A 24,556-nucleotide genomic window follows, 5' to 3' on the forward strand; every position below is an offset into this window, starting at 1 on the left:
CTGCTGACCAGATTTGCTCAGCAGTTTCACCTAGGGTAACCTTAACTTCTGTGTTAATAAATGACGCTATATTTAGCATCTCGAATAGCTAAAAATTATAGGTGCAGGTCAAGCCACCGTTGGTACTGATTGTCACTTCACGAACATACTCAGCAGCACAGCCCAGATAAACCTGCGCTACAGAACCATAACGCATATTTTTATAGTCATAGAAACCTTTGGTGCCACAATTGCCACGGTTGATCGAAACACCAGTTAAAGTCGTGGGATCGTTATTTAGAGAAACAATCATCAGCTTATCTACGTAGCCTGTCATGGTATGCTGTGATGGATCACGACGGACACTTAGCTCAAACTCTTCTTGGGGCGCTTGCTCTACAGCTTCAAAAGCAGGATCGTCTGGATCATATTCTACCATGGTGGTCCTAAATTCATCCTCCGGTAAAGCTTCATCTGTTTGTGCGGTAGTATTTTCAGCAGAGCTTGTTTGCGTTTGGGTATCTTTAGACTTTGGCGCATCATTGCCTGAATTACATGCCGTTAAAATTAATATAAAAGCAGCTTTTAAAGTCGAATTCTAAAAAAATACAGATACATATCATTTAAATGAGAAGCATATGGCTGCTTCAAAACAGCCCTATGCAATAACCCGATTCACGTTTTGCCTGCTTTCCCCCAAAGCAGGCTTTTTTTATTACAGGAATTAGTTAGATGAGTTTGCCATGTCCTTATTGTCAGTCCCGGGATACGGTACTGCTGGAATCCCCACAACATTTGGTCATTAACGGTCATTCACCTTCAGCGCAAAACAATGTGATGTCACCTCTGGCACTAGCGACCTTAGGCATCAGTGTTTCTAAAAGTTTAAACATCCCCCCGATTGCAGGCGCCCTCGTCGGGGTGCTGATCGGTGGCATTTGGATGCTGATGACCGAGGATGAAGTCCCAAAAAGCTCACATCCTGTTTATACCCGACATTATTACTGCAATGACTGTGACCGTGATTTTAGTCCAAGCATGCGTAATTAAGCTTTTATACCTTTACAGACATTTAACTTTTTATAGGAATTAAAATCATGGCACATAAAATTGAACAAATGGCCTATGTTGGTGATACCCCCTGGCATGGCTTGGGTAATCAACTCAGTCAGAATCAACCACTTGAAGTTTGGGCACAGCAAGCCGGTATGGACTGGCGCATTGAATCCTCAGATGTCAGCTATATGGCTAAAAACGACCGTGGACAAAGCATCATTCTGCCCTATGAAGAACAGCGGGTACTGTACCGTTCCGATACCCATGCACCTTTATCTGTAGTCAGTCAACGCTATCAGGAAGTCCAGCCGAAAGAGATTCTGGAATTTTATCGGGATCTCACTGAGCAATCCGGCTTTGAGCTGGAAACTGCCGGGGTACTTAAAGGCGGCAAGAAGTTCTGGGCATTGGCACGTACCGGACAAAGTACAGCATTGAAAGGCAAGGATGTCAGTAATGGCTATATTTTGCTGGCAACCGCTTGTGATGGAACACTTGCGACTACAGCACAATTCACCTCAATCCGTGTGGTGTGTAACAACACTTTGGCAATTGCCTTACGTGGACAGAGCAGTAGCGCTGGTGTGGTCAAGGTTCCGCATAGCACCAAATTTGATGCCGAAAAAGTCAAGCAGCAACTGGGAATTTGCGTGCGTACCTGGGATGAACACATGTATGAAATGAAACAGCTGAGTCAGCGTAAAGTGACCCAAGGTGAAGCTGCCGCATTCTTCGATGCCGTGTTTAACAATACCACGATGTCAGTACAGGATCAGGAAGAAAATATCATCCAGTTCTACCGTAACATGGCCAGTCAAAATCAGGCCAGCAACAAAACTGAACCGAATGGCCGAGCCATGAGCAAAGTTATGGACATGTTCAATGGTCAGGGACGGGGTGCAGAACTGTCTTCAGCCAAAGGCACCGCTTATGGCTTGCTCTGTGCCATGACCGAGTTTGCCGATCATGAACGTCGTGCCATGAGTACTGATCACCGGCTCGATTCAGCTTGGTTTGGTGCCGGAGCAGGACTGAAACAGCGTGGACTGGAACAAGCCTTACGTTTGGTTGCATGAAGACCTTTTATCCAGTAACCCTTTTATCACCGCAACCCGAATAACCCGACCACTTTATTAAAGCCACATCCTGCGGGGTGTGGCTTTTTTATGCGCAAAAATCAGCATTCAACCTATCTGGAGATTGACCATGAATAGCATAGCAACATCACACAGCCCATCTCAGCCATTAACCTTTCCAGCACAACCACCATTACCACCCGTATCTCAGCTGACTAAACCACTGCGTTCTAATACGGCAAAACGTCTGGCAAACACCAAAGAACTGAGCTATCAGCAATGGCTGGAAGTACGCAAGCAGGGCATTGGCAGTAGCGATGCCGCGACTGCCTGTGGTCTCAACCCGTATATGTCGATGCTGGAACTGTGGATGATCAAAACTGGTCGGATACAGCAAAACATTCAGGATGAAAGCTCAGGGCATGCCCCTTTATATTGGGGTAAGCAGCTGGAACCCCTTGTTGCAGAATTTTATAGCATGCAGACCAATAATAAGGTTAGACGGGTCAATGCAGTATTACAGCATCCTGATCCAGACAAAGCCTTTATGTTGGCCAATTTGGACTATGCCGTGGTGGGCAGTGATGAGGTGCAGATTCTGGAATGTAAAACTGCTGGGGAATATGGTGCCAAGCTATGGCGTGATGGCGTACCGTTATATGTACTCTGTCAGGTACAGCATCAGTTGGCCGTTACCGGAAAACAGGCGGCACATATCTGCGTTTTACTCTGTGGACATGAAACTAAAATCTATAAAGTGACGCGGAATGAACAACTGATTGAACAGATCATCCATGCTGAACGTACTTTTTGGGCTTGTGTGGAGAATGACATTCCACCCGCAGTCGATGCGAGTGAATCTGCTGCTCAAGCCTTACAACAGCTGTATCCGGAACAGACGCCACTCAGCGTGACCGATCTCAGTCAACTGCAATCGGCCAATCAGTTATTCGATCAATTGATTGAGGAGAAAAACCGGATTGAGCAACACCAGAACAATTTTGATGAACTGAAACATCAGATTCAGGCCTTGATGAAAGATGCAGAGCGTGCCACTTTCGCCACAGGTTCAGTGACCTGGAAGAAAGCCAAGGATTCGGTCAGTCTGGACAGCAAAGCCTTATTGAAATTGCATCCAGAGTTGCTTGAACAGTTTCCCATGACCAAAGCAGGGACACGGCGTTTTCAGATCTACAGCAATAGCTAAGCTGATAGGGGAGATTACCCAGACTTAGCCTAAGTAATACAGCACTTGCTTTAGCTCTCCACCAATAAAACTCAAATGCCATGCCATCACACACATATCTCAACAGATCCCATGCCCGATAACGGCGTGGGATTTTTTTATGGGCAAAGCAGAAGTTGAAAGCAAACACACCACACCGTACCAAACAGAACGATTTATAAGAGGAATATCTCATGATTAAAGGTTTAGCCATTACCCCACCCGTACTCGGACGTATCAGCATTGGCCGTGTCATTGAAAAGAACGGCAAACGACTGCCGGAAAAAGATGACCAATTCACCATCACCAGTCAGATCCAAAGCAAAGATGGCTGGGTGAAACATCCGCTGGACGAACAGTTACGCCAGCAGACAGCCAACCAGAAACTGCGCAGCATTCCAGTCCGGATGATCTTTAACGATCCCGAATTGAATCTTCGAGCTGAGTACACTTTATTTGATCGTCAGACTGGTCGTCCAGTCTGTGTCGGTAATGGTCAAACCTGCCAGCGCAGCACCTCACAAGGCGTAGAGCAGCATTCTTGTCCATCACCGGATTTATGTCCCTTGGCTCAGGGAGGAACATGTAAACCATTTGGACGTTTGCACGTCAATCTTGATGAGTCGGATGAACTTGGCAGCTTTATCTTCCGAACCACAGGCTTTAACAGTATTCGGACGCTAGCAGCACGCTTGGCTTACTACCATGCGGCATCTGGAGGATTGTTGTCTTGTCTGCCATTGCAACTGACCTTACGTGGAAAAAGCACCACACAGAGTTATCGCACCCCAGTGTATTACGTCGATCTGACATTGCGTGATGGAGTGAATTTGAAGGAAGCGATCAGCTCGGCTAGACAGATGGATGAGCAGAGCAAGGCCGCTGGGTTCTATCAGGAGGCACTGGATTTTATTGCTCGAAAGGGTTTTGAAAATGCCAGATTTGAGCTGAACAGTGAGGAGGGTATAGATGTGCTGGAAGAGTATTATTCAGAAACCCAATTGGATCAACACTCAGAACCTTCAGGAACGGAATTGAATTTTATAGAGAGTATTCAAACGGGTTTGAAGAAGAGTGTTCAATCTGTGAATTAATGAAAAATAGAAGGTAAATTGTCTAATTTACCTTCTATTGTGTGGGGATTAAATTGGGTTAGAGCATTAATATAGATTTTGTTTAAGATTCTTATATTCTTGCTCTAAATATTTATCAACTGCATCTATATCCAGTTTACCTTCATTAAATGCAGCATGTACTTCTTTTAAGGCAAGTGTTGAAAACCTAGTCCATCCAACCAGATTTGTCCTTAATAAAAATTGGATTGGTTGTCCTGCGGATTTTAACGCAGCATCCATGCCATCCATAATACATAAAGTACCATGTGAAACTAATAACATACGTCTGAGTTCTGGTACATTTGCATTCGGAATGCAATCTAGCCATGCTTTACGGTGGTAAATTTTTTGTTTAAACGACCACATAAATCTGGTCAGCAGTTCAGTAATTAGCACAGGAATCGCCATAGTCATACCGTGGCGGAAATCATAGCCTGCTTCAAAAACTCGTACTGCTAAAGTCGCAAAACTTTGTCTATGCTGTCCAAAACTGCCGAAGTCAGCAAATTGCAGTAATGAATAAAAAGGGATTGGGATTCCTGAACCGCGTGTAGACGCTCCAGAAGATCCCGCTACATCGGAAAATAGATGGCCTAACCAATTTACAAATCCACAATATATTTTACTGACTAAATTTGTACCTTGCAGTTCAAAAGTGTCTGTATTGATTCTGACCAGCTTTGAAGATTCACCAATTTTTACACCATCGTTATTAATGACGTCAAAAATTCCAACAAATGTAGCGGTATTCTGAAATTGGTCTAATAACGAAAAAAATAAACCACAGATGTCTGGGGAATGTGCTAGGTTTTTAATATGGTGATTTTTAGTGCTCATTTTAAAAAAATGTTCAACATCAGCACCATATCGTTGATCGTAATTGACTTTGAAGTTTCGCTCTAAAAAACCTATCGCACTAGCTGTAGGGTCTTTTCCAGCATTCGCACCTTGCCAGCCATTCATCTTTGCGAATAATTGTACAGCCTTATTTGTGGCTTCATCTGTTAAATTCCCTAAAGGGCTTTGACCTGGAATGCCAACAAATAAAATATCTATCAGCCCTCCGATGAAACCACAAGTACCTGCGATCATGTAATCATATTGATCACATTGAGCATTTTTAATAGAAAATTCTTCTTTGATCCTCTTTTGTAAGGCTATTTTTTGTGACGCCGACATCAAATCTTTAAAAGGATCTTCCGAGATAATGCTATTTGACTGTTTTTGGAGTGCTCTAAGTGAGTTTTGATATTCATCCCATGTTAGATCCTTAGAAAATTCGAGGGTGTCTAGCATGTTTAAGGGGGTGTATTTAGAAACGGAAGGACTGAATTCCTCCAACTCATATAAAGTGTCGGTATCTTCATCTATAACAAAGAAAACTTCTTCATCCGTGGTCAATGCGATTTCTAAAAAATCATTTTCTAGATTTTCTAGCAAATTTGTTGAGTCTAAAATTAGCTGATCAGTTTCTGAGAGCATCTGTGCTAAATCAACATTTAATTGATTTGTTATGCTATCGACCTGCCCAAGCTTGGCTTGAGCAGATGATAGTTGATGATCTTGCATGATCAGGCTATACGCTTGTTCATCTAAAAGATCTTTTTTACTCATGAAAATAAACCAGATAATACTTGTTTTGTTTTTCCTGCAAGAACATCGCTGACATTAAAATAGCCTATAGCTTCAAACGCCTTTGCTAGTTGAGCAAGTTCCGCTTTGTTTATTGATTTATCAATGACCCACTTTTTAAGGACCTGTGTATCGCTATTTTTTTCTTCAACAAATTCTTTTTCAATATAAAAATCACGGATGAAATCATAGAACTTTTTCTTGGTTGGTTCCGAAGTCAAAGCTTCTAATTTTGATAAATCTAAAATAGCTGCACATTTAAGTTTGTTAGAGGAGCTTTCAGCATCGTGCACTTTTCCATTCAAAATATCCGCTGCACCTGAAACACCTTTTAACATAGCAATTTGTTGTTTTAACTGATTATTCAAGCCTTTCATTGCGTTCACATTGTCAGTTAATGCAGTAACTTGTTCAATAGTTCCGTTCAACTTGCTTGTAATGTAATTGATGTCATCCAGAATCGTTGAAATAGTATCCTGTGTTTGTTTAATAACTTCATTTAACATCAATTGCTTGCGTTTATAATTACTGAGTTCATCAGATCCAGTAATTTTTTTTACCCCCGCATATGCTCCCACGCCAATAAGTATTGCTACGCCTATCCCCGTAGCCATACTTGAAAATCCTAAAAGACCTCCCATTCCTAGCATGGCTAAACCGGATGTCATACCTGCAGCCGACATACCAATAACCGAGCCAGATAAATATACTGCTGCAAGTGGTGTACCTACAGCGGCAGCCTTAGCTGACAGTTCCTTAAATGCAGCGGTCATTTTATCGTCTGTAAAGTCGTCTTCTAACAGCTTGTAATCTGTTTCTAACGCTAAGACTACGATGTCTAGGTCACTGTCTTTGATGTTTAGTAGATTTCTGTTTTTATTCAGAAAATTGAATTTTCCTAGATCTCGGCTTTGGGTTGAAAAATAAATATTAATCAGATCCTTGGCTAGAGAAATATGGACAGTATGCAATTGACCATCCATGACATTTTTATTTAATTCATCAAACAAAATGCTTGTTTCCTGTAATTGATCAGGAGCAAACATATATGAGCGAATTTCAAATCTGGTTTCTTGTTTGAGGCCTAAACGGTTCATTAGAAGAAAGATTTCAGCCATTTCTTTTTTGTCAATGACCTGATCATTTTCGTAGGTCATATTAATGATAATTTTAAGATAGGCTAGCTTTAGCTGTTCATCCATTTCCTCTAGAGGTACAACTTGTCTTTGTTCTGTGTATTCATCAAACTCTTTAGAAACGTGTTTGAGAATTTTTTCTAATTCCACTAAATCACAGGATGATGAAATATATTCGAGTTGAATTTTTGCACTTTCAGTTACTATCGTCGCTGTTTCTGCTTTTGATTTTTCAAAAATTACATTCACATCAGTGATTGCTTCATATTGGATATGGTGAGGATCAAAGTATGCTGGTTTGAAAATAACTTTTTCTCCAGTAAACATTAGGCCATCAGAACCACTTCCCAGTAATGTGGTGTCTAATAAAGCAATAATATTTTCTGGATTTCCTTCATACTTAAATGATTTGATCGCTTTATTTAGTTTTTTTTCTGGAATGTTCGGCGCGATATAAATATTTTTTTCGCTGAGCTTTTGCAGATTTTCACGTAAGTAGACGTTAATATTGGACATATCAATCTCTAGGTTGTTAGTAGTTAGTAAGTGAAGTTGGTTTTGTAAAGTTATATGCTTATAATCTCTATATATTTCAAATAAAACAATAGCTAAATGACAAATTTAAAAAGATGGCGACATTATTTGACGTGCAAAAATATTATTTAATCTGAAAAATTGAGTCATTTTGTAGAGTTAAAATTTTTATTATGTTTAATGATTCTAAAATGTGGAATCTGTTTTGTTGGTTATTTTATTTTTATCATGATCAGATTGTAATCTACCTCCTGCATAACGACACAATATGTCGCCTTTGACTTATTTCCTTTATTAACAATCCGTTTGTTCTGGTAAGATCAGAATAGTTAAAGACTAGTGATTTTTTTGCATCAATGAAAATGATGCATTTTCATTTGACATGCAGTTCCTGTTGTTTTATGTTTTTTGCATCAAAGGCAATGAAGCAAATAAAAGTGCAACTGCAATTAAAGGATATTACCGAGATCAATGCGGGTTATCCATTTCGTGGGAAGATTCCCGAAGTGGCAGGTTCAAGCATCGTTGTTGTGCAAATGAAAGATGTTTCCGTGGTCAATGGGATTGATTGGCCACATTGCATGGGTACTGAACTGACTGGTAAAAAAACACCGGACTGGCTACAGGCTACGGATATTTTGATCGCTGCGCGTGGTAATCATTACTACGCAGTACAGGTAGGCAATCGTCTATTAGAAAATGATTTTCAGGCGGTGGCTGCACCGCATTTTTTTGTGGTGCGTATTACCCGTCCGGATGTGTTGCCGGAATATTTGACCTGGTTACTGAATCAAAGTCCTTGTCAGAAATACCTTGAGCAAAATTCTGAAGGTTCGGTAGGTAAAAGTATTCGGCGTAGTGTACTGGAAGAAACACCCATAGCCGTACCGCCTTTAGCCAAGCAAAAAACTATTGCTGAGATGGTACTGGCTTTGCAGCAAGAACGGCAAATTGTCGAGCAGTTATTACGAAACGATGAGCAGATGATGACCATCATTGCGACCGATTTATTGAATCAAACATATTAAGCATTAAATAAAGGAAAAAATTGTGAGTTACCAAATTAACCAAGATACCGTCAATAAAGCCCTATGGTCTGCCTGTGATGTGTTCCGTGGCACCATCAGTGCAGATACCTATAAAGATTTTATTTTGACCATGCTATTCCTGAAATACATCTCGGATGTTTGGCAAGACCATTATGACAACTATAAAAATGAATATGGTGATGAGCCTGAACTGATTGACGAGATGATGAAAAACGAGCGTTTTGTATTGCCTCGTGAATCCAGTTTCTACAGTCTGTATGAACGTCGTTATGAACCGGGCAACGGTGAACGTATTGATCAGGCGTTACATGCACTTGAAGAAGTGAATGGCACTAAACTGAAAGATGCAGGTAAAAGTGTATTCCAGGATATTTCGTTTAACACTGATAAGCTGGGTGAAGAAAAGCAGAAAAATACCATTCTGAAAGACCTGCTTGAAGTCTTTGCGACACCAGATCTTGATCTTAAACCAAGTCATGTTGGTTCATTGGATGTCATCGGTAATGGTTATGAATTCCTGATTAAAAACTTTGCAGCCAGTGGTGGGCAAAAAGCAGGTGAGTTCTATACACCGCCTGAAGTATCGGACTTAATTGCGGAGTTACTTGACCCACAAAAAGGCGACAGTATTTGTGACCCTGCATGTGGTTCTGGCTCACTGTTAATGAAGTGTGGTCGCAAAGTTGTAGCGAATCACAACAGCAAAGAATACGCACTTTATGGACAAGAAGCGATTGGTTCAACTTGGTCATTGGCGAAGATGAACATGTTCTTGCATGGTGAAGATAACCACAAAATTGAGTGGGGTGATACGATTCGTAATCCAAAATTATTGGATAAGAATGGCGATTTGATGCTGTTTGATATTGTAACTGCAAACCCTCCATTCTCATTAGATAAATGGGGTTATGAGCAAGCTGAAAATGATAAGTTTGATCGTTTCCGTCGTGGTTTACCACCAAAGACCAAAGGTGATTATGCGTTTATTTCACACATGATTGAGACGCTAAAGCCTGTTACGGGTCGTATGGGGGTTGTGGTTCCGCATGGTGTGTTATTCCGTGGCTCATCTGAAGGTAAGATTCGTGAGAAGTTGATTAACGAAAACTTATTAGATGCGGTTATTGGTTTACCTGAGAAGCTGTTCTACGGTACGGGTATTCCTGCTGCTATTTTAATTTTCAAAAAGCAAAAGTCTGATGATTCAGTTTTGTTTATTGATGCAAGCCGTGAGTTTAAGTCAGGTAAAAATCAAAATAATTTAACTGAAGAGAATATTGCCAAGATTATTGCAACCTATCGTGCTCGTGAAAGCGTAGACAAGTATGCATATTTGGCGACTTTGCAGGAAGTCAAAGACAACGATTACAACCTGAATATTCCTCGTTATGTGGATACCTTTGAAGAGGAAGCAGAGATTGATTTGTTGGCTGTACGTGCTGAGCGTGAGCAGTTAAAGACTCAACTTGCTGAGCTTGAAGTGAAAATGGCGAAGTATTTAGAGGAGTTGGGTTATAGTGAATGATACAGCGAATTTTATCTCAGGTTTTGGGATTATTCCAAATGATTGGTCTTGTAAAACTGCCAATGAAATTTGCATAAAAATTTCTAAAGGGACTACTCCGCCTAAATCAGAGATTTCTAATGAAGGCAATATTCCTTTTTTACGAGTTAACAATTTAACTTTTTATGGTCGTTTAGCACTAGATTCTGATTTCATATTTGTATCCAAAGAGTCTCACGAAAATTTTCTATCGCGTTCAATGGCATTTCCTAATGATATTTTGATGAATATCGTAGGTCCTCCTTTAGGGAAAACAGCTCTACTTGATGACAGCTATCCTGAATATAATATGAATCAGGCGATTGTATTTTACCGACTACAAAAAAATCTTGTTGATAGTAAATATTTTCTAGAGTTTTTAAATAGTTTTAAAGCTCAACAATGGTTGCAGTCTAGATCTAAAAAGACTTCTGGTCAGCAGAATTTAACTATTGAGATATGTAAAGATCTACCAATTATTTTGCCACCTTTAGCGGAGCAGAATAAAATCGCCCAAATCCTTTTAACTTGGGATCAAGCAATTTCTGCGACTGAAAAACTGCTTGAAAATAGCCAACAGCAGAAAAAAGCATTGATGCAACAATTGCTGACGGGTAAAAAACGTTTGCTTGATGAGAATGGGGAGAGGTTTAGTGGGGAGTGGAATGAGTATTCACTTGGAAATTTAGGAAATACTTTTACGGGGCTGACGGGTAAAACTAAAGATGATTTTGGAAGTGGTGTTCCATACATCACTTACATGAATATCTTCAAAAATAGCCGAATTGATATTAATCAAGTCGATTACGTGGTTATTAAAGAAGATGAAAATCAAAACTCTGTACGGTATGGAGATATATTTTTTACAACATCTTCCGAAACTGCTGAGGAAGTTGGTATGTCATCAGTTCTACTGGAAGAAGTAGAAAGACTATATCTTAACTCCTTTTGCTTTGGTTTTAGATTGAGTAATTTTAAAGTTTTACTTCCTCAGTTTGCAGCTTATATTCTGCGTAGTAGCAATATAAGAAAGCAAATATCGATTCTTGGACAAGGAGCAACACGTTATAACTTATCGAAAAATCAATTAATGAAGTTAATATTAAGATTACCAACGATTGTCGAGCAGAAAAAGATTGCTGAAGTTCTAACACTTTCAGATCAAGAAATTGAAAATTTACAGAAAAAACTTGATTGCTTAAAGCAGGAGAAAAAAGCACTCATGCAGCAATTGTTAACAGGTAAATGCAGGGTAAAGGTCTAATATATGGCTAATAAATCTAGTAAGCCGAAAGAAATTACAAGAGCTATTAAAGATTCAGTTAGATCTATGCTCTGGGGTAGAGCTGCAGGTCGATGCCAATTTAATGGATGTAATCGCCCTTTATACAAATCGCCTATTACGACAGAAACAGTAAATATTTCTGAAGCTGCACATATCTATTCATTTTCGGAAGATGGTCCGAGAGGATGGGGACCTTTTGTTCTCAATAAGGACAAATTAAATGATATAGATAATCTGATGCTGATGTGTCATGACTGTCATAAAACAATTGATCAGGATAAAGAAGGAATACGTTATTCGGCAGATCTTTTGCGTCAATGGAAAAAAGAACATGAGGAGCGAATTTGGTTAGTGACTAGTATTGGTCCTAATAATAAATCTCATGTTGTTCTATACGGTGCAGATATTGGTAAAGAGAAATCGCCACTCCAATTCAAAGAGGTTGTACATGCAATGTTTCCGCGACGGTTTCCTGCGGAACAGCCTATAGAATTATCTTTATCTAGCGAATTAATTGATAGTACGGATCAATATTGGGACTTTCAAGCACAGAATCTTGAAAAAGTATTTGAGCGAAAAGTGAAAAGTGTAATAGAAACTACTGAAAATGTTCACTTTTCCTTATTTAGTTTTGCTCCTATGCCTTTGCTCATAAAATTAGGGACATTATTCACGGACAAAATCGCGGTTGAAACATATCAGCCAATCCGTGAGCCAAAAGGATGGATGTGGCAGACCAAACCTGATGATTTCAGTTTTTCTATTTCTAAGCCAGAGAGTATTCAAAAGAAAAAACCAGTATTAATTTTATCACTAAGTGCTGAAATCTCTAGTGAAAGAATAACCACTGTTCTTGGACCGGATGTTGAGATATGGAAAATTTATACGTCATCTCCTCATCAACATAATGATTTTATTCGCTCTCCGGAACAATTGTCTGAATTTCGTAGTGTTGTTCGCAAAACTTTAGAAGAAATTCAGTCTATTTATGGGTTAGATGAGCCTCTGCATTTATTTCCTGCAATGCCTATTTCATGTGCAGTTGAATTTGGCAGAGTACGAATGCCTAAGGCTACAATGCCTTGGATTATTTATGATGAAAACAGACAACATGGAAGCTTTATTAAAGCATTAACGATTTAATGGGGGGATATAGTGAATATTTTTAATAAAGAAATTCTTTTACAAAAACTAATCGATAATCTTGATCTACCTGATTCTGCTTATGAAAAAGCTATTGATCGTTATCAAGATATTGGGGAATGGATTGGTCGCCCAGAATCATCTTGTTCTGAGTTTGAACCGCACATTTTTCCCCAAGGTTCTTTTCGTTTAGGCACTGCAATTAAGCCTTTAAATGAAAATGAAATGTATGATCTAGACCTGGCTTGTAATTTTAGATTTGGTATTCAACCTCTTACACATTCTCAAGAAGAGTTGAAAACTTTAGTAGGTATAGAACTAGAAGCATATCGGATTGCAAGAAATATTAAATCTGATTTAGAAGAAAAACATCGATGCTGGCGATTGGAATATGCTGATCATATTCACTTCCATATGGATATAGTTCCGTGCGTACCAGCTAATGTATCTAGAAAAGGCATGCTTTTTGAGTCTCTTCGTCAATATGGCACAGATCAAAATTTGGCGGGAAATATATCAGAAAAAGCAGTTTGTATTACTGATGATAGACATCCAGCTTATAAAGCAAAAGGAGCTGATTGGCAGATAAGTAACCCAGAAGGATATGCCCTGTGGTTCAGTTCTCGAGTGAAATTAGGCTTAACAACAAGATCTTTATTTGAAGCATCTCAGGTAGATGAAGTTCCTCTTTACAAAGAAAAAGCCCCATTGCAGAGAGCTATACAACTTTTAAAACGGCATCGAGACAAGATGTTTGCAAAAAACCCTGAATCGAAACCTATTTCAATTATTATTTCAACGATAGCAGCACAGTCCTATTCGGGAGAACAGACCATAGAAGAAGCTCTACGGAAAGCACTTATGGGTTTGAAGCAATTTGCTGATTCTGGCTTAGAGGTGGTTCCAAACCCAGTAAATCCTGGTGAAAATTTTGCAGATAGATGGAATATGCCAGAGTGTGCTGATCTACAGTTGAAAAGAAATTTTGTTCTCTGGGTAAGTAATGCTCTACGTGATTTTAACTTTATTCTTAATGATAATCAGGATACCACTGTACTATCAGAGACTATCGAAGACCGATTCTCAATCCATATTAATGAAAAGGAGATTAGTCAATTTTCAGGAACAAATGATCAATTGATAATTTCCAATATTTTAACACCTAAGAGGATTGAAAATGTTGTAGCAAAACCATGGAGACATTGAGTTGATGGTAAATTCAATCCATGGTCTTGATATATTCTTGCACAATAACTATTTGATGCGAGTAACTCCGGTTTCAGATAGTTCTATATTTATAGAGGGAAGTGTCAAAATTTATCATGAAGCTGAAGGTTATCCAGTCATAAACCAAAAATTAGAAATTTCGGTAAAGATTCCTCCTGATTATCCGAGGAATCCACCGATATTTAGAGAGTTAGGTGGAGTTATTCCTAATAATGGAAATTTTCATATAAATCCAGATGGAACCATCTGTCTTGGTTCCCCCTTTAGTCTTAGGGCTCAACTTCAAACAAATAATTGTTTCAATAATTTCTTTGAAATTTTTTTTATTCCATATGCTTATGCATGTCTATTAAAAATTAATCATAAAATTGATTTTATTTTTGGGGAGTTAAGACATGGTAGTGCAGGAGAAATAGATGAACTAAAAGAGTTATTTAAAGTACATGATGATCATCAAGTATTAGAATGTTTAAAGGCATTAACTTTGAAGAAAAGGGTTGCAAATAAGAGGCCCTGTCCATGTGGGTGCTCAAAAAAGCTTTCCCAATGTAAGACTAATAGTTATTTAAATAGCTATCGATCATTGCTTCCTCGAAATTTTTTTTCAAAAACTTGGAAGAGATTATCTAAAAGTTAATTATAAAATTAACGTTAGATGTTATTTATTTAAAAGATATATAGAGTTAATTCAAAGTTTAGACCAAAGAGGTTTTTCATGCGAATTGGGTTAAATAGTATTTACAGTTTAAATAAAGGCTTTATATGAATAAATATGTACCCAAATTCCAAGAAGAATTTAGTGCAAAAATTCCAGCTTTGGCCCTTCTAAATAATTTGGGGTGGTCCTTCCTATCCCCATCACAGGCACTCGCTGCCCGTGATGGAAAGCAAGATCAGGTCGTATTACGGCAAATTTTGCATAAAGAACTCTCTAAACGTACCTTTGTGTTTGCTGGTCAAGAATATCCACTTTCGGCAAAGTCAGTGGATAATTTAATCTCTGAAATTTGTAGCCCTGCATTAAATGAAGGGCTGCTTATAGCCAATGAAAAAATCTATAACCATTTACTCTATGGTATTGCTGTTACTGAATTCGTAAATGGTAAAAAAGTCAGTCCTACCATTGCACTTATTGACTGGGAAGACATTGATAATAATAGCTTTGTTTTTACTGAAGAATTTTGTGTGACCCGTTCTGGTGGTGTCGATACTCGACGACCAGATATTGTTTGCTTTGTGAATGGTATTCCTTTGGTGGTGGTCGAGGCTAAACGACCAGACGGCCATGCCAATACAGGCCCAACTGTTGATGAGGGTATTTCACAATCGTTACGTAACCAACGCCATGATGAAATTCCTCAATTGTTTGCCTACAGTCAATTGTTGCTCTCGGTGAATGGTAATGAAGGGCGTTATGGCACCTGTAACACCCCGGCGAAGTTCTGGGCGGCATGGCGTGAGGAAGACATTTCTGATGCTGAGATGTATGCGATTAAAAACAGGCAGCTTAGTCCGACACAGCTACAGAATTTATTTGGTCATCGTCCTGCAGCTGACCGACAATGGTATCAACGTTTAATTGCTGGTGGTGAACTGGCCGTGACAGGTCAAGATCAGCTAATGATGAGTCTCTTATCGCCTAAGCGTCTGCTGGAAATGGTGCGCCTGTTTATTTTGTTTGATAAAAAGTCCGGAAAAATTGCTGCTCGTTATCAACAGGTTTATGGCATTAAACGCCTAATCGAAAGAATCAGTAGCAAACGTGTGGATGGTGGACGTGAAGGTGGTGTCATTTGGCATACTACAGGCTCAGGTAAATCCTTCACTATGGTATTTTTGAGTAAGGCGTTGATTCTGAATGAAGCCCTGAAACAATGCCGGATTGTGGTGGTGACCGACCGGGTAGATCTGGAAAGTCAGCTCAGTAAGACCTTTGCTTCGGGTGGGGAACTGGCAGGTAAAAAAGACAAAGAAGCAGCGATGGCAACATCAGGCAAACGTCTGGCTGAACAAATCGGTAAAGGAACAGAGCGGATTATTTTCTCTCTGATTCAGAAGTTCAACTCGGCAACCAAACTTCCTGAATGTGTGAATAACAGCTCAGACATCATCGTCTTGATTGATGAGGGACATCGTAGCCAGGGCGGGGAAAACCATATACGCATGAAGCAGGCATTGCCAAATGCAGCATTCGTTGCTTTTACGGGGACGCCTTTGCTTAAGGATGAAAAGACTGTGAACAAGTTTGGCCCGATTGTGCATGCCTATACCATGCAGCGAGCGGTAGAAGACCAAACGGTCACGCCATTGCTGTATGAAGAACGCATTCCTGATCTGGATGTGAATGAACGTGCGATTGATAGCTGGTTTGAGCGGATTACGGAAGGTTTAACCGATGAACAACGAGTAGACTTAAAACGTAAATTTTCCAAAAAAGGGCAGATTTATAGTGCCGATGACCGTATTCGTTTGATAGCGTTGGATATTGCCAATCATTTTGTGAAGAATATTGATGAAGGCTTAAAAGGTCAACTCGCCTGTGATAGCAAGGCATCAGCCATCAAATATAAAAAATATCTGGATGAAGCGGGCCTGTTTGAATCCGCGGTGGTCATGAGTCCACCTGATAGCCGAGAAGGAAATACAGCAGTAGATGAATCTGCCACGCCAGAAGTCACCCAATGGTGGAAAGAGCATGTCGGTACGCAGGATGAACAAACTTATACCAAGCAGATCATTGAGCGTTTTGACAAGGATGACTCGTTGAAGCTGCTGATTGTCGTGGACAAGTTGCTCACGGGCTTTGATGAGCCGAAAAATGCCGTGCTGTATATCGACAAGCCTTTAAAGGAACACAACCTGATTCAGGCGATCGCCCGAGTTAATCGTTTACATTCTAAAAAGAAATTTGGTCTGTTGATTGATTACCGTGGCATCTTAAAAGAATTGGATACTACCATTCAAAAATATCAGAACTTGGCAGCCCGTACACAGGGCGGTTATGACATCAATGATATTGCCGGTCTATATAGTCAGATGAGCACTGAATATAAGCGCTTGCCCCGACTGTATAAAAACCTCTGGGCAATCTTTGATAGCGTGAAGAATAAAAATGATATCGAACAATTACGTCAGGTTCTCGTGCCACGTATTGAAGAACGTAATGGCGAATTGGTAGATGTGCATTTAAAGGTGCGTGATGACTTCTATGAAGCATTAACAGAGTTTGCCAGTTGCTTAAAGGTGGCATTGCAATCTGCCACTTTCTTTGAAGACAAGAGTTTTACTGATCTGGAACGTCAGCACTACAAGGAAACTGTCAAGCAATTTTCCAGTTTGCGCCAGTTGGTGAAACAGGATGCGGGAGAAACGGTAGATTACGATCAATATGCTGCACAGGTGAAAAAACTGTTGGATAAGCATGTAGTTGGTGTAGAGGTTAAAGAGCCGGATGGTGCCTATGAAGTCGGTAAGATGGGAAAAACACCACAGCAGGAAGACTGGAGTGATGAAAAAACCCGAAATGAAACTGATATCATTAAAACCCGTGTGACCAAGATGATAGAGCAGGAATTACGAGATGATCCTTATGCTCAGGAAGCTTTTTCTAAACTGTTGCGCCAAGCGATTGAAGATGCAGAAAAACAGTTTGAACATCCACTTAAGCAGTACATGCTGTTTCGTGAATTTGAAGAAAAGGTACACGCTCGTCGTTTAGATGATATACCCGATGCCTTTGCGGGTAATCGACATGCTCAGGCTTACTTTGGAGTCTTCAAGAAAGTATTACCCGAAGCCTTCTCTCTTACCGATCAGCAGGTGCAGGACAAATGGGTACAATTAGCTTTCGATGTAGATCTGTCGGTCATTAACTCAGTCGCCGAAAATTCGATTAACCCACAAAACATTGAAGCTGATATCCGTAAGAAGTTATTGCCTCGCATGTTTCAGGAGTGCAAATCGATTGGTGGCGGGATGGATCAGGCCAAGAAAATTGTCGAGATGATTGTACAGATTACCCGAGTAGGTCTGAATGGGGTCTAGGGTGAAAATACATCACAAAGTGCTGAGTTTCACTTATGGCGATGAAATCATCTCTTATGAGAGAGTAATGAGGTCTAATGCTTCGAACAAAATCTTGATCAAAGTACATCCGGATTGTCGGGTTGTGGTCTCAGCACCTGAACAAGCTGAGGACAGTGAAGTTTTAAAAGCAGTACAGAAACGCAGTCGCTGGATTTACCAGCAGCTACGAGAATTCCGTCAGCAGCTAGAATTTATCACACCTCGCCAGTATGTGAGTGGGGAAAGTCACTACTACCTAGGCAAACAATATCAGCTAAAAGTGCAGGAAGATTCTGATCATCCTCAAGGTGTCAAGCTGTTACGTGGAAAACTGGAAGTAACTGTTCATCAAAAAAGTGCGGACAAAGTTCAGCATTTGTTAGATGATTGGTACAAAATCAGAGCCAAGAGTGTACTTGCCAAGCGTCTGGATCATGTGCTGGAACGAGCATTGTGGGTTGCAGAACGGCCAGCATTTCGTATTCTGACCATGCAGACACAATGGGGTAGTTGTTCTCCCAAAGGGCTTCTTACGCTGAATCCTTACTTGGTTAAAGCACCAGTGCAATGCATTGATTACGTGATTTTGCATGAACTATGCCATTTAGCTGAGCATAACCATAGCGAGCGTTTTTATCAGCTGATGACGCAGGTAATGCCAGATTGGGAAAAGACTAAGAAGCAATTGGATGGGATGGCAAATCGGTTTTTAAATGTAACGATGCTTGCATCATATTGAAGCATAAAAGTGCAGAGCTTATAAAAAGGAAATGAACATTTGAAATACGCCATTGGTACATCTGAGGGGGATTATGAACCGGGTTCGAATGGGCGGGTGCTTAAGAACAAACTCGGCATTACCTCAGAAGCAGAAATGCAGGAAGCTGAAGAGCATTTGTTGCTCCAATTGTATAACTACATTTTTGCCAATGAGTTTTCTATAGAACAGCTGTCTTTTCAGGATATTATGGACTGGCATCGTAAATGGCTAAAACCAATATATGCTTGGGCTGGTGATCTAAGAACGGTCGATATGACTAAAGGGGATTTTCGTTTTGCTGCTGCTCAATTTCTGCCACAGCAAATCAAGCCCTTTGAACATCAGTTTTTGGATTTGTATGGCCAATTAAATACTATGGATCTTGATGACTTGGTCAGCTTCTTAGCGCAAAGCCACGTTGAGTTTATTTTGATTCATCCATTCCGTGAAGGAAATGGACGTATTTCACGTTTACTGATGGATGTAATGGCAACGCAAGCAGGTTATGGTCCCCTAGATTACTCACTTTGGGACAAGCATAAAGGTTTTTATTTTGGTTCGATACAAGCAGGCGTGGCATGTGATTATCAGCACATGGAACGATTAGTCAGAGATATTTTAACCTCTGACTACTGAGCGAGCGATAAGTGTCTGTATTTACTTGAATTCGATTTTAGACGGTTTTCAATCGCTTGAATTGAATGACCAGTTTCAATAGCACTTGAACTGGCTACAGAACGGTAAATCCGTGTTTTACTGATTTTTTTGGTGGTTTTTCTAGTGTCCATAGAAATATCCTCACTTACATATTTAATTATAGCAGTTGTATCGTTTGAATAAAGCATTTTTCCAAGCGTTATGACGTGACTGTGAATTCAAGTTGCAATAATATTTCCCTCCAATCATTCAACAACATTCTCTTTTTCTTCAAGATCTCACTATCTAAAATAGATTGTTTCAAAAGTTGTATAGAAGTCTATGGACAAAGATAGCCACACTACTTCTATGGGACTATTAGTTTATTTTGATAATTTTTAGGGAGTAGTTTAAAAAGTTGGATTTTAATTAAGTGTAGGTTGTAGTGTAGCTTTTTTATAATATTTAAAAATAATAATTATAAATCAATGATGAACCACTAATGCATCATCGGGGTATGCGAAGATAAGTCAGCCACAATTTCTTGCATGTTCATGTACATTCAGTTCCTTCAATTAACGCATGGGTGTTGGAATGGCTTTCACCGCGTGGATGTCATTTGGGCCAGCTGGAGCAGATAAAACATCGTGTTTAAATCCTGCACGTCGATGCTGTTGACGACCCAACAAGCGCTTCATCTTAACAAATTTAGCTAGGCGGGAAAAACCGATTCTGGAAAATCTGTGCTGAAACTGAGCAGCTTATGGCGGAGAAAATTAAGCGAGCAATACAGCTGATGAAGATTGCAGCAGAGAAGACCAGAAAATATGGAAAGCAGCGTTGCAGCAATGCGCTCGAAGCAGCAGGAGAGGCACTCTATACTGGGGTAAAGAACAACATGAAGATGAGCCCATGATGCCCAAATTCTATTATCAGGCTTTGCCAGTACAGGTGTATTTTGGTGCGGGGGAAGCCAAGCGCACGCAGGATATTCTCAAGCAGGCCGGTTATCACAAGATTCTGCTGATTGCCACGCCCGGCCAGCAGAAGGCCGCTGAGCAGCTGGCCCGGCAACTTGGTGATTTGACCGTTACGGTTTATGCTCATGCGGTAATGCACGTGCCGGCAGAGGTGGCACGGCAGGCGGTTCAGGCAGCACAAGAATTACAGGTGGATTGCTGTCTGGCTTTGGGTGGCGGTTCGGCTATTGGTTTAGCCAAAGCCATTGCACTGGACACCCATCTGCCAATTGTGGCAATTCCGACCACCTATGGGGGCAGTGAAATGACCCCGGTATATGGTATTACGGAAAATCAGCTGAAAACCACCGGCAAAGCTGCACAGGTGTTACCGAAAATCGTGATTTATGATCCAGCGCTTAACCTGAATCTGCCGGCAGAGATTTCTGCCTGTTCGGGCATGAATGCCATGGCGCATGCGGTGGAGGCTTTGTATGCAGAAAATAAAAATCCGGTGATTAGCCTGATGGCGCTGGAGGCGATTCGCTGTCTAGCCACCGCTTTACCGGAACTGGTACAGCATCCGAAAGATATCCAGCTGCGTGAACAGGTCAGCTATGGCGCGTGGCTGGCTGGGATTTGTCTGGGTTCGGTGGGTATGGCGATTCACCATAAAATCTGTCATAGCCTGGGGGGTACCTTTAACCTGCCTCATGCACAAACCCACGCGATTATACTGGCCTATTCGGTGCATTATAACCGCCATGCCGATGTACAGGCGATGGATCAACTGGCCGCTGCACTGGGTGTTGACAGTCGGGAGGAGCTGGGCCGTTTTATCTATCAATTAAACCAGCGCCTGCAAATTCCTTTGGCCTTAAAAGACTTAGGGTTACCGGAACATGCCCCGGCGGACATTGCCTGGATGATTTGTGATTCGCCGTATTATAATCCGCGTGAATATGACGATGACGAATTAAAGCAGCTGTTGCTGCAGGCTTATGCCGGTTTGCCTCCTGCCACACTTTAATATGTGGCAATATGTAGCCATCTTCCAGAGATAAAAAACCGAAGCGGTTGAAGGCTTCGGTTTTTTATTGGCAGGTTAAGGTTTATATAAACCCAGCTCCTGCAAATGTAAGCGTAAAATCCGGCGCAGTTCTAATACCGCCTCCGGGGTTTCCTGAATCGAGTGGCCGCCGGTAATAATTTTTTCAGACTGGGCCTGTTTCAGATGTGCACTTTCATAGGCCACAATATCATCGGTGATGAGAGCAGGGTCGTTACTCTGACTGGTATTGCCCATAATGCTATGATATTTCAGTCCTTTACGTGGTTGAATATCCTGAGTTAAGGCAATAAATTTGGATTGATGGCTTAAATCGCTCGGGCCATTTTGAATTAGACCCTTATCCAGTTCATTGACCAGATCTTTCAGGCTCGGATCTTCATTTAACAGCGAATCGGTGGCCGCATTTAAAAATGCCCCCGGTAAACGGATAATTTTACGCGCCACTTTGGTAAACCAGCGGTCGGCATATTCGGTACCGCGGTGCGGAGCGGCCAAGAAAATCGCCCGGTTAAAATTAGGAATATCCTGCATAATCAGGCGCTGCTGAATCACGGGAATACGGCGATATTTGGCCAGTTGCCGGTCACTCATCATCGACATGGCTTCTTTGGATACATCGGCATCACTGACCAGGAGTCGGGCAATAATCCCGCCCATACTGTGGCCGACCAGCACCGCATCTTTTTTTGCTGCAGCTTTAGGGTTGACCTGCTGGAAGGCTTGGGTCAGCAGGGCATGAATCTGGAAACGGCTTTCAATAATTGGCATATTGGTCGAATAAAACACCTGCCAGACCTGATAATGCTCGCGTAACACTGGATCACCCATAATATCGTTGGTTAAGCGAATCCAGGCTTCCGGACTACTGGCCAGACCATGCACCAAAACCAGCACTTTTTTATTCGGATTATATGGTTCCAGAAAATATAAATGCGGCATGGTCAGCTTGTCATCACGGTCAATCAGTGACAGATAAGCCGATTTCAGCAGATTATTTTCCGCCAGCCACAGTCCATAAGGCGCAGAAAAATTAGCCGCCAGCGGATAGTTTTTATTGGCAATGCGGGCCTGTTCATATTTATAGGGATCATAGGCGCGCAGGCGAAAATCCTTGTTCAGGATATCCTCTACATTGCCAAACTGCTGCGGTTCAGCCACCAAAGTTGCCGCCAGATAACGGGCCTGATGGATATTCGGATTCTGATTGTTTGGATAACGATGGCTTAAAGGATCAATAATATAACGGGCTTTCTCTGGCTGATCTGCGCGTTGCTCCGGCAGAATTACCAGAAATTCCGAGCCAAAACCATCACGACGGGTAATGGAGCGCAAGCCTGAAAAGTTCAGGTCATAGGTGGCTCTTAACTGCTCGATTTTTTGCTGTTTTAAGGTTGGAAAATAATTGAAGTCAATATGATAGGTACTTTCACCGACCTGAATCTGGCTGGCCACCACATCTGGTTGATAGCGCAGGGTATAGCTGGACACCAGTTTGGCAATGGCCTGATTATAAAAGTCGCGGATTTGTACCTGACGGTTGTCAAAAATCCGGTCTTGTGGCGCCCGTTCGGTTTTGAACATATAGGCATAGCTATAACGGATACTTTTATCCAGCATAAACAGCTGCTGGTCGAGGCATTTTTGATAGTTCTGCTGCTGTAATTGCTGTTTTTCTTCAGACTGGTGTTTGCTTAAAATTCCGATTTTACAATTGGAAGAATCGGCCAGTTGCATGGCTTTGGCCAGATAAACTTCGCTGGCAGTGGACAGCAGCTGTTCATCCAGAATTTCCGGAATCTGCTTCAGTTCATCAATACACTGTTTCGGGTTTTCGGTACAGATTTGCGCTTCACGGCCAGTCATGGACAAGACATTGAGGCTGGCCTCGCTCAAGCGGTCACGAGATAAAATACTTTCCCGTTCGTTGGCAATGCTGACATTTAATGCTTGCTGTTTAACACTGACCGTTTGGCAGCCAACGAGAATGGAACTGCTGAGCGCGGTGGCCAGCATCATCTTATACGTCATAGTGGTCATGTGAATTCGCATCGTATTTTATAAGTTTTTTTTAATCATACTGAATTTCTTGGTTTTTTCAATTGACAAAAAAATAGGCCATATAACATGACCTATTTTTTCTTTCACCAGACTTAAGCCTTCGGTGTCATGATTTGCCAGACATTCCAGCGGCCCTGTTTTTCAATTTCAGTAATTAAACGGTCTGCCACAGCTGCTTCTTGCGGATACTTGATCTTGTAGTTTTTCAAGGTCTGTACCGCATTTTTCTTTTGCTCTAAAGCAATATAGTTGTTGGCAGCAGCCAGATAGGCTTCCTGTACGCCGGCTTTCATGGCTTTATCTAAATAAGAAATTGCTTCACGATGACCGCCACCTTCAGACAGGGCAAAACCAAACCAGAAATTGGCTTCGGCATCTTCCTTGTTAATTTTCAGGATGCGCTGTGCATAAGCCAGAGAACGGGTGGTATAAATTGAACCTAAGTCCAGGTTACGTGCCATTACGCTGGCTTTAAAGGCACGAATCAGCACATCAAAAGAGGCATTTTCCTGTACCGCCAGGCTGTCCAGTTGTTGGGTGACTTCTTTGAGTTTAGCTTCAAAACCGCGGCGTTCCTGACGGTCAGTAAAACGTGGTGGATAGTGACGTGCTTTACCTTCGACCATCTGTAAAAAGTCATCAATTTCGGTGATGTCAATTTCATTTTCACCGGCCAGCACCGCAAACTTCAAGCTGCGCTGGTTGTTGTTGATGGTCGGAATAATCAGACGGTTGGTGTCTAAAGTAATTTTTTTCGATGGATTATCCGGGGCAGTTACTTCCATTTTGGTCACTGGCTGGGCCGCAGCCTGTTGCAGGTTTAGTTCAAATGGAGGAGGTGCATCATAATTAAACGGATTTAAAGCATAAAATGGAGGGGTCAGATCAGGCTCGGTAAACACAATTGGTGCATTGGCTGGGTTTTGTTGTTTTGGTGCAGTGGAACAGGCTGAAACTAAAGTGGTCGCAATCAGAGCAAATGCCAAAGGTTTAAGCGTCATAATAT

Annotated in this window: 20 protein-coding genes; 15 read left to right on the plus strand and 5 right to left on the minus strand. The window is 41.1% G+C overall.

Annotated features, from left to right (window positions below; genetic code table 11):
* Window positions 1–88: 88 nt before the first annotated feature.
* Window positions 89–553, minus strand: a complete 465-nt coding sequence (locus FTU86_RS08195; protein WP_180048458.1) for a hypothetical protein — start codon at window positions 551–553, stop codon at window positions 89–91.
* 158 nt (window positions 554–711) lie between these two features.
* On the opposite strand from FTU86_RS08195, the gene FTU86_RS08200 reads away from it, so the two are divergent.
* The 4 genes from FTU86_RS08200 to FTU86_RS08215 all read left to right on the plus strand — a co-directional run bounded on the left by FTU86_RS08200 (window position 712) and on the right by FTU86_RS08215 (window position 4,430).
* Window positions 712–1,029, plus strand: a complete 318-nt coding sequence (locus tag FTU86_RS08200) for a hypothetical protein (protein WP_180048444.1) — start codon at window positions 712–714, stop codon at window positions 1,027–1,029.
* Window positions 1,030–1,076: 47 nt separating this feature from the next.
* On the plus strand, window positions 1,077–2,111 hold the full coding sequence (locus FTU86_RS08205; protein ID WP_180048445.1) for a DUF932 domain-containing protein: 1,035 nt from the start codon (window positions 1,077–1,079) through the stop codon (window positions 2,109–2,111).
* A gap of 130 nt (window positions 2,112–2,241) precedes the next feature.
* A complete protein-coding gene (locus FTU86_RS08210) occupies window positions 2,242–3,318 on the plus strand; it encodes a YqaJ viral recombinase family protein (RefSeq protein ID WP_180048446.1) in 1,077 nt (358 codons plus the stop codon).
* Between the two features lie 212 nt (window positions 3,319–3,530).
* Window positions 3,531–4,430, plus strand: a complete 900-nt coding sequence (locus FTU86_RS08215; RefSeq protein WP_180048447.1) for a hydrolase or metal-binding protein — start codon at window positions 3,531–3,533, stop codon at window positions 4,428–4,430.
* Between the two features lie 66 nt (window positions 4,431–4,496).
* On the opposite strand, the gene FTU86_RS08220 is transcribed toward FTU86_RS08215, so the two are convergent.
* Both FTU86_RS08220 and FTU86_RS08225 read right to left on the minus strand, forming a co-directional pair.
* Window positions 4,497–6,065: a hypothetical protein gene (locus FTU86_RS08220; protein WP_180048448.1), complete on the minus strand. Its 1,569-nt coding sequence runs from the start codon at window positions 6,063–6,065 to the stop codon at window positions 4,497–4,499.
* Window positions 6,062–7,735: a hypothetical protein gene (locus FTU86_RS08225; protein ID WP_180048449.1), complete on the minus strand. Its 1,674-nt coding sequence runs from the start codon at window positions 7,733–7,735 to the stop codon at window positions 6,062–6,064. The genes FTU86_RS08220 and FTU86_RS08225 overlap by 4 nt, the downstream gene beginning before the upstream one ends.
* 455 nt (window positions 7,736–8,190) lie before the next feature.
* Here FTU86_RS08225 and FTU86_RS08230 point away from each other — a divergent pair, with 455 nt between their 5' ends.
* From FTU86_RS08230 to FTU86_RS08280, 11 genes are all read left to right on the plus strand, one after another.
* Complete coding sequence (locus FTU86_RS08230) at window positions 8,191–8,781, plus strand: restriction endonuclease subunit S (RefSeq protein WP_373684798.1); 591 nt, start codon at window positions 8,191–8,193, stop codon at window positions 8,779–8,781.
* 22 nt (window positions 8,782–8,803) lie between these two features.
* Window positions 8,804–10,327 (plus strand): type I restriction-modification system subunit M, encoded by a 1,524-nt coding sequence (locus tag FTU86_RS08235; RefSeq protein ID WP_180048450.1) that lies wholly within the window; start codon window positions 8,804–8,806, stop codon window positions 10,325–10,327.
* Window positions 10,320–11,609 carry a restriction endonuclease subunit S gene (locus FTU86_RS13885; RefSeq protein WP_180048451.1) on the plus strand — a complete coding sequence of 430 codons (1,290 nt, stop codon included), beginning with the start codon at window positions 10,320–10,322 and terminating at the stop codon, window positions 11,607–11,609. Before FTU86_RS08235 ends, FTU86_RS13885 begins: the two co-directional genes overlap by 8 nt.
* 3 nt (window positions 11,610–11,612) lie before the next feature.
* Window positions 11,613–12,773, plus strand: a complete 1,161-nt coding sequence (locus FTU86_RS08245) for an SAVED domain-containing protein (protein WP_180048452.1) — start codon at window positions 11,613–11,615, stop codon at window positions 12,771–12,773.
* 12 nt (window positions 12,774–12,785) lie between these two features.
* Entirely contained in the window at window positions 12,786–13,979 is a 1,194-nt protein-coding gene (locus FTU86_RS08250) for a nucleotidyltransferase (protein ID WP_180048453.1), read from the plus strand.
* 4 nt (window positions 13,980–13,983) lie between these two features.
* Window positions 13,984–14,637, plus strand: coding sequence for a hypothetical protein (locus FTU86_RS08255; protein ID WP_180048454.1), 654 nt, complete (start codon window positions 13,984–13,986; stop codon window positions 14,635–14,637).
* Between the two features lie 125 nt (window positions 14,638–14,762).
* Window positions 14,763–18,044, plus strand: a complete 3,282-nt coding sequence (locus FTU86_RS08260; protein ID WP_180048455.1) for a type I restriction endonuclease subunit R — start codon at window positions 14,763–14,765, stop codon at window positions 18,042–18,044.
* Window positions 18,034–18,804 (plus strand): M48 family metallopeptidase, encoded by a 771-nt coding sequence (locus tag FTU86_RS08265; protein ID WP_180048456.1) that lies wholly within the window; start codon window positions 18,034–18,036, stop codon window positions 18,802–18,804. Before FTU86_RS08260 ends, FTU86_RS08265 begins: the two co-directional genes overlap by 11 nt.
* 39 nt (window positions 18,805–18,843) lie before the next feature.
* Window positions 18,844–19,461: a Fic family protein gene (locus FTU86_RS08270; protein WP_180048457.1), complete on the plus strand. Its 618-nt coding sequence runs from the start codon at window positions 18,844–18,846 to the stop codon at window positions 19,459–19,461.
* Between the two features lie 763 nt (window positions 19,462–20,224).
* The gene (locus FTU86_RS08275) at window positions 20,225–20,377 is read left to right on the plus strand and encodes a hypothetical protein (protein WP_155756624.1); all 153 of its coding nucleotides are present in this window, start codon (window positions 20,225–20,227) and stop codon (window positions 20,375–20,377) included.
* The gene (locus FTU86_RS08280; protein ID WP_180036813.1) at window positions 20,377–21,450 is read left to right on the plus strand and encodes a maleylacetate reductase; all 1,074 of its coding nucleotides are present in this window, start codon (window positions 20,377–20,379) and stop codon (window positions 21,448–21,450) included. The genes FTU86_RS08275 and FTU86_RS08280 overlap by 1 nt, the downstream gene beginning before the upstream one ends.
* Window positions 21,451–21,525: 75 nt before the next feature.
* Here the strand turns inward: FTU86_RS08280 and FTU86_RS08285 are convergent, their stop codons facing one another.
* Both FTU86_RS08285 and FTU86_RS08290 read right to left on the minus strand, forming a co-directional pair.
* Window positions 21,526–23,529: a triacylglycerol lipase gene (locus tag FTU86_RS08285; RefSeq protein WP_075166897.1), complete on the minus strand. Its 2,004-nt coding sequence runs from the start codon at window positions 23,527–23,529 to the stop codon at window positions 21,526–21,528.
* 113 nt (window positions 23,530–23,642) lie between these two features.
* On the minus strand, window positions 23,643–24,551 hold the full coding sequence (locus tag FTU86_RS08290) for an ABUW_2363 family tetratricopeptide repeat lipoprotein (RefSeq protein ID WP_005178801.1): 909 nt from the start codon (window positions 24,549–24,551) through the stop codon (window positions 23,643–23,645).
* Window positions 24,552–24,556 lie beyond the last annotated feature (5 nt).

It is taken from the genome of Acinetobacter sp. YH12155 (genome assembly GCF_013418255.1).
Taxonomy (GTDB): Bacteria; Pseudomonadota; Gammaproteobacteria; order Pseudomonadales; family Moraxellaceae; genus Acinetobacter; species Acinetobacter indicus.

Excerpts from the sequence above, each read along its gene's own strand:
- FTU86_RS08275 (WP_155756624.1), top strand. The coding sequence starts at position 20,225 with ATGGCGGAGAAAATTAAGCGAGCAATACAGCTGATGAAGATTGCAGCA.
- FTU86_RS08285 (WP_075166897.1), bottom strand. The coding sequence starts at position 23,529 with ATGACCACTATGACGTATAAGATGATGCTGGCCACCGCGCTCAGCAGT.
- FTU86_RS08290 (WP_005178801.1), bottom strand. The coding sequence starts at position 24,551 with ATGACGCTTAAACCTTTGGCATTTGCTCTGATTGCGACCACTTTAGTT.
- FTU86_RS08280 (WP_180036813.1), top strand. The coding sequence starts at position 20,377 with ATGCCCAAATTCTATTATCAGGCTTTGCCAGTACAGGTGTATTTTGGT.
- FTU86_RS08215 (WP_180048447.1), top strand. The coding sequence starts at position 3,531 with ATGATTAAAGGTTTAGCCATTACCCCACCCGTACTCGGACGTATCAGC.
- FTU86_RS08210 (WP_180048446.1), top strand. The coding sequence starts at position 2,242 with ATGAATAGCATAGCAACATCACACAGCCCATCTCAGCCATTAACCTTT.
- FTU86_RS08205 (WP_180048445.1), top strand. The coding sequence starts at position 1,077 with ATGGCACATAAAATTGAACAAATGGCCTATGTTGGTGATACCCCCTGG.
- FTU86_RS08245 (WP_180048452.1), top strand. The coding sequence starts at position 11,613 with ATGGCTAATAAATCTAGTAAGCCGAAAGAAATTACAAGAGCTATTAAA.
- FTU86_RS08225 (WP_180048449.1), bottom strand. The coding sequence starts at position 7,735 with ATGTCCAATATTAACGTCTACTTACGTGAAAATCTGCAAAAGCTCAGC.
- FTU86_RS08255 (WP_180048454.1), top strand. The coding sequence starts at position 13,984 with ATGGTAAATTCAATCCATGGTCTTGATATATTCTTGCACAATAACTAT.
- FTU86_RS08260 (WP_180048455.1), top strand. The coding sequence starts at position 14,763 with ATGAATAAATATGTACCCAAATTCCAAGAAGAATTTAGTGCAAAAATT.
- FTU86_RS08200 (WP_180048444.1), top strand. The coding sequence starts at position 712 with ATGAGTTTGCCATGTCCTTATTGTCAGTCCCGGGATACGGTACTGCTG.
- FTU86_RS08265 (WP_180048456.1), top strand. The coding sequence starts at position 18,034 with ATGGGGTCTAGGGTGAAAATACATCACAAAGTGCTGAGTTTCACTTAT.
- FTU86_RS08220 (WP_180048448.1), bottom strand. The coding sequence starts at position 6,065 with ATGAGTAAAAAAGATCTTTTAGATGAACAAGCGTATAGCCTGATCATG.